Source organism: Candidatus Oscillochloris fontis, from assembly GCF_004138135.1.
GTDB lineage: Bacteria > Chloroflexota > Chloroflexia > Chloroflexales > Chloroflexaceae > Oscillochloris > Oscillochloris fontis.
Map to the genome: position 1 here is coordinate 1 of NZ_RYFD01000081.1, position 8,863 is coordinate 8,863.

Here is an 8,863-nt window from a genome sequence, read left to right on the forward strand (position 1 = left end):
CGCTACGGGCGACGCAAGGAGCATGATCTGGCACGAAAGACCGTCTTTATCCGTACATACGTACTGCGTAAGGTGAGTATTTTAAGTCATCAGGTGATGCAATTGTCATTCATGCATTTGAGACATACTACATGTATGTTGCTCTTAATCGTCTGTTTCGACGTAAGACGGTCATTATTAATAATCCTGATGGAGGTGTCATTAACGATACAGATAAAGGAGTGAAGCGGAAGTCGTTCTATGATTTTGCGGTTAAACATACAGATCTCTTTATTCCTTGGTCTTCTTGGGCGGCGGAAGAGATCAGGAATACCTTCCCACAGGTTCCCGAAGAGAAAATTGTGGTCATGCATCCGGGTATTAATTTAAAAGACTGGCCAATGCGTCCACCCCATACGCCAGGTCAGCGTTTCAAAATACTTTTTGTTGGTGGTGATATTGTACGCAAAGGTGGGGACACCTTGCTTGATGCTTTTACCGCATCGCTTCATGATAATTGTGAATTAAGTATTGCCACACAGACGGGATATCTTCCTCCTGCTTTGCGTGAGCGAATCGAACAGACCCCACATGTTTCACTTCATCTTGATCTTACCTCCAAAAGCGAATTATTTAAGCAACTCTATCGCGAGGCTGATTGTTTTGTCCTGCCCACTCGCAATGACTCGTCTTCTTGGGTTGCGTTGGAGTCTTTAGCAACGGGAATTCCTGTGATCATTTCTCGTACTGGAGGTATACCCGATATAGTGATTGATCAGCAGACTGGATTGACCGTGCCTCCTGACAATCCACAGGCAATTATTGAAGCTGTGCGCCGGTTGCAGCATGACCCTCTATTTACCGAAAGACTTATTCGTCAAGGTAGAGATCATGTTGAGAAGAATTTTAATTCTGAGAAAAATACACAACGGTTCTTGAATATCATCAAGACACTGGTTGATAAGCGGCGAAACCAAGTATAGTAAGGAGCAACAGGCTCATGTCAGAATCTAGGCGGGTTCTTGTCACCGGCGGAGCCGGTCTGATCGGTTCGCATATTGTCGATCTACTCATGGATGGACGTGAGCAGGGCAAGTATGGCGAGATTGTCATCCTCGATAACTTTGTGCGTGGGCGGCATGAGAATATCGCAGCAGCCAAGGCGCGTGGCGCGTTGACGATTGTCGAAGGGGATATTGGGGATCGCAAACTAGTGGCTGAGGTCATGCAGGGGATTGACCTGGTCTTCCACCTGGCCGCGATTCGCATTACCCAGTGCGCCGAAGATCCGCGCTTGGCCGTGGATGTATTGGGGAACGGAACCTTCAACATCCTTGAGGCGGCGGTACAGGCGGGGGTGAAGAAGGTCGTGGCCTCTTCCTCTGCCTCGGTCTATGGGTTGGCCGAGGAGTTCCCGACGACCGAGCGCCACCACCCCTACAACAACCGTACCCTCTATGGGGCGCTCAAGGTCTTTAACGAGGGCTTGTTGCGCAGCTTTAACGAGATGTACGGCTTAAAGTATGTGGCACTGCGCTACTTCAACGTCTATGGCCCGCGTATGGACATCTACGGAGCCTATACGGAGGTGCTTATCCGTTGGATGGATCGCATCCTTGAGGGCAAGCCGCCGCTGATCTTTGGTGATGGCAAGCAGACGATGGATTTTGTCTATGCGCCAGAGATTGCGCGTGCCAACATCCTGGCCGCAGAGGCGGATGTTTCGGATGAGGTCTTTAATGTAGCATCGGGAACAGAGACCAGTTTGAACGATCTGGCCTATGCACTGATGCGGGCAATGGATGTGGAGATGGAGCTTGAGTATGGCCCGGAGCGCAAAGTCAACCCGGTGCCCCGGCGCTTGGCCGATGTGAGTGCGGCGCGCGAGAAACTGGGCTTTGTGGCTCAGGTGGGGCTGGAAGAGGGGCTGCGCGATCTGGTGGGGTGGTGGAAGACGCAGAAGAGTGGGGTGACGGCATGACCGAACGACGTACCATCCCCCTCGCCCGCCCATTGATTGGCGAGGCCGAAGCTGAAGCCTCGCGACGCCCGATCATGTCCGGCTGGCTGACTCAGGGGCCAGAGGTGGCGGCATTTGAGCAGGAATTTGCCGCCTTTACCGGAGCCGCCCATGCGACAGCGGTCTCCAACTGTACCACTGCGCTGCACCTCGCTCTCCTCGTACTAGGGGTAAGTGCAGGTGATGAGGTGATTACGGTCAGCCACTCCTACGTAGCCACGGCCAATGTGGTGCGCTACTGCAACGCCACCCCGGTCTTTGTGGATATTGATCCTGCCACGAGCAACATGGATCCGAGCAAGATCGAGGCCGCGATTACCCCGCGTACCAAGGCGATCCTTTGTGTCCATCAGATGGGCATGCCGTGTGATCTCTCCGCAATTGTGAAGATTGCCCAGGCGCATAACCTGCCACTGGTTGAGGATGCGGCATGTGCGAGTGGAAGCGAGATCTACTGGGACGGGCAGTGGGAGAAGGTGGGCAAAGCCCATGGCGACATTGCATGTTTTTCATTTCACCCCCGAAAGGTGATTACCACCGGAGATGGTGGTATGATCACTACCAACAACCCCGACTATGATCGTCAATTCCGCCTGTTGCGCCAGCATGGGATGAGTGTGAATGACCGAGTGCGCCACAGTGCCAACCAGGTCATCTTTGAAGAACACGCGGTCATTGGCTACAACTACCGCATGACCGATGTACAGGCCGCAATTGGGCGTGAGCAACTCAAGCGGCTACCGGGAATTTTTGAAGCGCGGCGGCGTTTAGGTGCACGTTATCTGCAACTTCTCGCCGAACTCCCCAGTTTCATCATGCCCCATGAGCCAGAGTGGGCGCACACCAACTGGCAGAGTTTTTGGGTACGGTTGCCTGAGCATCTGGATCAGCGCACCGTGATGCAGGGGATGCTGGATCGTGGTGTGGCCACCCGACGCGGGATCATGTGTGCCCACCGCGAAGTTCCTTATCAGCGCGAGGGCGGCTACGACCTACCCGAGTCGGAACGTGCCCAGGATCGCAACATCATCCTGCCACTCTACCCCCAGATGACCGATGAAGAACAGGATTATGTTGTTGCGATGCTAAGAGAGGTCTGTGCGTAGGGCGAACTGGGGTGGTGGTGCAACGACCACCCCAGTATGACCCCAAAATGAAGAGATAAGGGATATGCCACACGAAACCCAATCATCAACTCGACCATCTCCCGGCCCCGTTGCCCCACCTACTTCCTCCCACGTCATCCCCGCTGCTGCCTTGGGCTCACACCACACCACACGTACCAGACTCCTCCTTTTTGCGAATAGTGTTGCAATTGGGGGTATGGAGGAGCATATTGTCTTACTCGCTCGCCACCTGAGCCGCGAGCAGTTTGAGGTTTTTGCGATCACCCCCGATTGGGAGGCGACCAAGCCCTTTACTGCTTCGTTGCAGGCAGCGGCGGATCATGTGACTGAGATTACTCCAGATCGGCGGTATGGCATCTGGCGTCAATTGCGTGAGGTACTCCGCATGTGGGTGCAGATTCGCCGCTGGCGGATTGAGGTTATGCACATGCACTCGACCACCTACCGTGGCCAGATGGTGGCGTTACTTGTAGCGCGGCTGGCCGGGGTGAAGCGGATCTATGTCACTGAACATTTGGCCCCCGATGCGCCCTTGCCGTTGGTGGGTCGCTTAATCCGCGATCTCTTCAGCAAGATGCTGGATGGGGTGGTGTGTGTCTCGCAGAAGAACTACCGTGCCCGTAGTACCTACCTCTTCACCCCACATGCACGCACGCTTGTGGTGGAGAATGGGGTAGATCCGAATGACTTCCCGCCCATTCCACAGCCAGTCCTTGATACTCTGCGTCAGGAGTACTGTCTCCCCGCCGATGCACAGGTGATTGGCACCGTCGTGCGTTTTGAACCGGAGAAGGGCTTAGATGACCTTCTGGCCGCCTTTCCCGCCATTCGGGCCGCGTGTCCACGTGCCTATCTCTTGATGGTTGGCGATGGCTCGCTGCGCCAACACCTCGAACAACAAGCTCAGGCATTGGGCGTGGCTGAGTATGTTCGTTTTACCGGCTTCCAGCGCAACCCGCGCCCATTTCTGGGCTTGATGGATGCGTTTGTGTTACCGGTTCCAGTCGGCTCAATGTCCATTGGCTTGCTCGAAGCCATGGCCATGGGTCGAGCGGTCGTCATCACCTTTGGTGGCAAGGGTGAGGCGGTGGTACATGGAGAGAGTGGCTTCTGTGCCGAGCCGCACAACCCAGCCTCGATTGCCCAGTATGTGATCGAGATTCTTAGCCGCCCAGAACTCCAAGCCCAATTCCACCGCGCTGCGCGTGAACGGGTAGAAGATGTCTTCTCCGCGCAGCGCGTGGCCAAGGTATTGGGTGAACTCTATGTCAGTAAGCGTGATACATCTGGAGGTTGATGTCCTATGTCCAGTTTCAATCTGAAACAGACCGCGATTAAGACATTTGATACCGCCGGCACCAAACTCCTCAGCCCCCCCATGAACGGGTTCGGCTACTTTATCAACCATGGGCCGCGCAATAAGCGTAAGGTTGCGCTCACCTTTGATGACGGGCCAAGTCGCCCAGCCACCGAACATTTGCTTGAGGCCATGCGCAAGTTGGATGTCAAGGGCACCTTCTTCTGCCTCGGCGTGAATGTACGCTACCACCCCGATCTGTTGCTCCAGATGTATCAGGAGGGCCACGTGATCGGCAACCACTCCGGCTGGCACAGCCGCAAAACCGGCCTCATGCCTGGGTCGGACATTCGCCACATTCTGGATGGGGAACAGGCCATCTCCGAAGTTTTGGGGGTGCGCCCATGTTTCTACCGGCCACCCTGGGGTTGGCTTACCCCATGGGAAGGTCATCGGCTCACCAAGGCGGGCTACAAGGTCATCGGCTGGGATGTCTATACCCTCGATTGGGTCATCCCTGAGGTTGATGGTATTAGCCTTGCGCGTGATGCCTACCGTGACACCAAGCCGGGATCTATCTACTGTTTCCACGATGCCAAACCGTGGGAGAAGACCTGGGTCAAGACTGAGACGACCCGTGCAATTCAATCCCTTGTCCCCATGTTGCGTGAACAGGGCTATGAGTTTGTTACGGTCGCAGAGTTGTTAGATGTCCCAGGCTATGTACCAAAGAGAGAGGTTCGTACCTAATGCACATTCTCAACCCAGTGACTGATGAGTTCTGGTGGGATGTCGCACGCAATTGCTCGTATGCAACCTTCTACCACACTCCGCTCTGGCGCGAGATTGCTATTCGCACATTCCCAGGACGTTACAAGAACGAGACCATTGGCGCTGTCCTACCTAATGGCGTGCGGGTCGTGCTACCGATGCTGAGTCATCGGCGAATCGGCCCCCTACGCTGGCTGCACTCCACGTTTGAGAACTGCTACGGAGGTCTTATTGCCGATGGGCCAGTGACTGAAGCGGAGGCGATGGCAATCTATGAACAAGCCTTCGATTGGTCTACCTACACCTTCTACCTCATTGACCATCCGATAGGTCCGCCACTGAACCAGACATTGCGTGATCGTATGACGCATGTCTATAGCGAACCCACCTACCTACTCCACCTCGACACCGATTTTGAGACGATCCTAGGCCGCTTCAGCCGTAGTCGCCGTACTGCGTACCGAAGCGGCCTGCGTAAAGGTGTCCAAACACGAGTTGCAACGTCCCTTGATGAAGTCCGTGCCTATTACGCCAGTTACCGTGATGCAATTGAGCGTTGGGGCGAGGACGATCACTATGGCTATTCGTGGGAACTCTTTGAACAGATCTACTATCTGAGTCAGGAATACCCAGAACAGATCAAGATTTGGCTCATGGTCGTGGATGATCAGATCGCCGGTGGGCGTTTGATCTTGTATTGGAACACCCATGCCTCACTCTGGCATGGCTCGGCTCACCGCGACTTTCTGGGATATGACGTCATGCCGGTTGGCGATACCGAGATCATTCGCGATGCGATTGAGCATGGATATCACTACTTCGACTTCAACACGAGTGGGCAGAAGGCTGGCGTGATGACCTACAAGGAGCGCTTTGGGAGTGAAATGAAGTCGGTAAACATGTGGCGTTATGAGAATCCGATTCTCAAGCCCATCCAGCAATGGTACTGGATGGCCACTGGGAAGTAACGCGGAAAGAAGGTCGTTATGTACAGTCTGAGGCATCTTGATATTCAGACATGGTGGGATGTCGCACGGCAATCTGTAGATTCGACCTTCTTTCACACGCCATTATGGGCTGAGATTGCGCTCCGCACGCATCCTCATCTGACGAATGCTACCCAAGGTTTTCTCTTGCCTAATGGGGTGCGCGCCATCTTTCCATTACTAACCACCCGGCGCCTAGGGCCACTTCAGAGTCTTATGTCTACGTTTGAGTACTGTTATGGCGGTATCATTACAGATGGACCGATCTCCCCCCATGATCTCAAGGAGTTGTATAAGCGCACCTGTAGCTGGAATGTGACCGGGTTGCGTTTTTTGGAGAATCCTATCGGGATGAAACTTGATCTCGCCCCATCTTTTTTTGCTCAGGTCTATGAAACCCATATGGTGCCACTCGATACCAATTTTGAGACCTACTTCGCGCAACTCCCAAAAGATCGGCGCAACGCCTATCGTAAAGGGTGTCGTGAGGGGGTACAGGTTGGAGTGGCTACCAGTCGGGAGGCGTATCAAGATTACTATCGCGTGTATCAAGATACCGTTCGGCGTTGGGGGGAAGATCCAGAACAGTATGGGTATCGTTGGGGGATTTTTGACACCATCTGGGAACTTGCTCAGGAATATCCAGATCTAATCAAGCTCTGGGTGGCTTCTCTGGATGGAAAGATTATTGCGGGGAGCCTGACATTTTATTGGAATCGCCATTGTGTTGCATGGCATGGTTGTGCGTATACCGAGTATCTTCGGTATAAACCCTATGTTATGCTTGATGTCGAGGCAGTACGGGATGCTATCGCCCATGGTTATGCCTACTATGATCTGAACCCAACCGGAGATTTGCGCTCTAGTGTGGCAACCTATAAAGCTCATCTTGGCACCCAGGTCTATCCGGTCACCAATTGGCAATATCAACATCTCCTCCTCCTACGAGGAAGACAAATGTATCGTCATCTTCGTCAACGAATCGCATCGTAATATAAGAAGTATTCTATGAACGAGTCTTTAGAAGAGAGCCTGCAACCCAATGGATTGGGGGTACAGGCCGAGGTACCGCGTCAGGACTATAGCCTCAAGCGTCTTTGGGACGATGGGCGAGCGGTGTTACGAGCGCGGTGGTATTTGCGTGATGCAACGCTACTGGGCTGGCGTGTGCGCCTCTGGGGCCGAGCCACAGTGGATAACCAAGGCAGCATGCGTATTGGAAATCGGGTGCGGCTTGTGTCTACCATTGTTCCGCTGGAACTGGCCACAGGCAAACAGGGTTTGCTTGAGATTGGTGAGAGTACGTTTATCAACTATGGTTGCTCAATTGCTGCCACCCAGTTCGTCCGTATTGGCCCATGCTGCAATATCGGTACCTATGTGATCATGATGGACAATGACTTCCACCGTATTGAGCCAGAGCGACGCGAGGAAATGCCACCCTCCGCACCGATCATCCTGGAGGAGAATGTCTGGCTGGGGGCACGGGTAATTGTGCTGCGCGGTGTCACCATCGGCGCGGGGAGTGTGGTGGCTGCGGGGAGTGTGGTGACACGCGATATTCCTCCGCGTTCGTTAGCCGCTGGCCTGCCCGCCCGCGTCATTCGTCACATTTAAGATAAGGAACGGTTGGTATGCCCGCCCTTAGCATTGTTATTCCAACCTACAATCGGCTCCCACGTCTCAAGCAGGTGATCGCAGCGTTAGAGGGGCAGACCTACCCTATGACGGATGTGGAGGTGATTGTTGTTTCGGATGGTTCGACCGATGGTACCCATGAGTATCTGCGCGATTTGACCACCCGGCTCAATCTCTGTTTTGTGCCGCAGGCCAATGCTGGCCCGGCTGCGGCACGCAATAATGGCATTCGTAACGCGCATGGCGAGATCATCATCTTTGTTGATGATGATGTCGTTCCCAGCCCAGATCTGGTGGCGGAACATATGCGTTTGCACGCTGGACACACCAACCGGGTGGTGCTGGGAACAATGCTCAATCCACCGGATTTCACCTTCTCGCCCTGGGTTGCCTGGGAACAGGCCATGCTCATGAAGCAGTACGATGCCATGCATCGGGGTGATTGGCCTGCGACAGCGCGCCAATTCTATACTGGCAATACCTCATTGCCCCGGCAACTACTCCTTACCTCAGGTGGCTTTGACGAGCGCTTTCGACGGGCTGAGGATATTGAGTTAGCCTATCGCCTCGAACGTCAAGGAGTAGAGTTCATTTTCTGTATGCAGGCGGTTGGCTACCACTATGCCGAGCGCAGCTTCAGTTCGTGGATCCAAATCCCGTACACCTATGGTCGGTATGAGGTGCTCTTTAGCCATGAGCAGCAGAGTGCGCTCCTTGACTTTATTCTTGAGGAGTTTGAGGATCGCAACCGCTTCACCCGAATGATCATCGCTCTCTGTATGGATCGCCCACGCTTGAGTACCCAGGTGCAAGAAGTGATCAGGTGGGTTGCGGATAGAGGCTATCAGATCGGCAAGTTGGGGCAGCATCTCTCCAAGATTGGGTATAGCGCAATCTTCAACCTGCGCTACTACCAAGGGGTCGCCGATGCGTTAGGCGGGCGACAGGCGTTCTATGGGGGGGCAGTAGGGGTCATGAACCGCAGGGGCTAAAGCCCCGCGGCTTGTCTCTGGCTAGAGCGCCCTGCGCTCTCCGAGATGTACGG

At 54.2% G+C, this 8,863-nt stretch carries 9 protein-coding genes; all 9 read left to right on the top strand.

The features are described 5' to 3' along the window. Positions 1-131: 131 nt before the first annotated feature. Positions 132-962: a glycosyltransferase family 4 protein gene (locus EKD03_RS17580; RefSeq protein ID WP_129633662.1), complete on the top strand. Its 831-nt coding sequence runs from the start codon at positions 132-134 to the stop codon at positions 960-962. A 17-nt stretch (positions 963-979) separates the two neighbouring features. Further along, positions 980-1,960, top strand: a complete 981-nt coding sequence (locus tag EKD03_RS17585; protein ID WP_129633664.1) for an NAD-dependent epimerase/dehydratase family protein — start codon at positions 980-982, stop codon at positions 1,958-1,960. Continuing rightward, complete coding sequence (locus tag EKD03_RS17590) at positions 1,957-3,105, top strand: DegT/DnrJ/EryC1/StrS family aminotransferase (protein WP_129633666.1); 1,149 nt, start codon at positions 1,957-1,959, stop codon at positions 3,103-3,105. The genes EKD03_RS17585 and EKD03_RS17590 overlap by 4 nt, the downstream gene beginning before the upstream one ends. Positions 3,106-3,322: 217 nt before the next feature. Further along, a complete protein-coding gene (locus EKD03_RS17595) occupies positions 3,323-4,423 on the top strand; it encodes a glycosyltransferase (RefSeq protein ID WP_161569305.1) in 1,101 nt (366 codons plus the stop codon). A 6-nt stretch (positions 4,424-4,429) separates the two neighbouring features. Next, positions 4,430-5,173, top strand: a complete 744-nt coding sequence (locus EKD03_RS17600) for a polysaccharide deacetylase family protein (RefSeq protein WP_129633670.1) — start codon at positions 4,430-4,432, stop codon at positions 5,171-5,173. Further along, complete coding sequence (locus EKD03_RS17605; RefSeq protein ID WP_129633672.1) at positions 5,173-6,162, top strand: GNAT family N-acetyltransferase; 990 nt, start codon at positions 5,173-5,175, stop codon at positions 6,160-6,162. The genes EKD03_RS17600 and EKD03_RS17605 overlap by 1 nt, the downstream gene beginning before the upstream one ends. 18 nt (positions 6,163-6,180) lie before the next feature. Further along, positions 6,181-7,173, top strand: coding sequence for a GNAT family N-acetyltransferase (locus tag EKD03_RS17610; RefSeq protein ID WP_129633674.1), 993 nt, complete (start codon positions 6,181-6,183; stop codon positions 7,171-7,173). Positions 7,174-7,188: 15 nt separating this feature from the next. Beyond that, complete coding sequence (locus tag EKD03_RS17615) at positions 7,189-7,797, top strand: acyltransferase (RefSeq protein ID WP_129633676.1); 609 nt, start codon at positions 7,189-7,191, stop codon at positions 7,795-7,797. 17 nt (positions 7,798-7,814) lie between these two features. Next, positions 7,815-8,810, top strand: coding sequence for an exopolysaccharide biosynthesis glycosyltransferase EpsD (gene epsD / locus EKD03_RS17620; RefSeq protein WP_129633678.1), 996 nt, complete (start codon positions 7,815-7,817; stop codon positions 8,808-8,810). The last annotated feature ends 53 nt before the right edge of the window (positions 8,811-8,863 follow it).

Coding starts and splice junctions, on each gene's coding strand:
- EKD03_RS17580 (WP_129633662.1), top strand. CDS start 132: ATGTATGTTGCTCTTAATCGTCTGTTTCGACGTAAGACGGTCATTATT.
- EKD03_RS17585 (WP_129633664.1), top strand. CDS start 980: ATGTCAGAATCTAGGCGGGTTCTTGTCACCGGCGGAGCCGGTCTGATC.
- EKD03_RS17590 (WP_129633666.1), top strand. CDS start 1,957: ATGACCGAACGACGTACCATCCCCCTCGCCCGCCCATTGATTGGCGAG.
- EKD03_RS17595 (WP_161569305.1), top strand. CDS start 3,323: ATGGAGGAGCATATTGTCTTACTCGCTCGCCACCTGAGCCGCGAGCAG.
- EKD03_RS17600 (WP_129633670.1), top strand. CDS start 4,430: ATGTCCAGTTTCAATCTGAAACAGACCGCGATTAAGACATTTGATACC.
- EKD03_RS17605 (WP_129633672.1), top strand. CDS start 5,173: ATGCACATTCTCAACCCAGTGACTGATGAGTTCTGGTGGGATGTCGCA.
- EKD03_RS17610 (WP_129633674.1), top strand. CDS start 6,181: ATGTACAGTCTGAGGCATCTTGATATTCAGACATGGTGGGATGTCGCA.
- EKD03_RS17615 (WP_129633676.1), top strand. CDS start 7,189: ATGAACGAGTCTTTAGAAGAGAGCCTGCAACCCAATGGATTGGGGGTA.
- epsD (WP_129633678.1), top strand. CDS start 7,815: ATGCCCGCCCTTAGCATTGTTATTCCAACCTACAATCGGCTCCCACGT.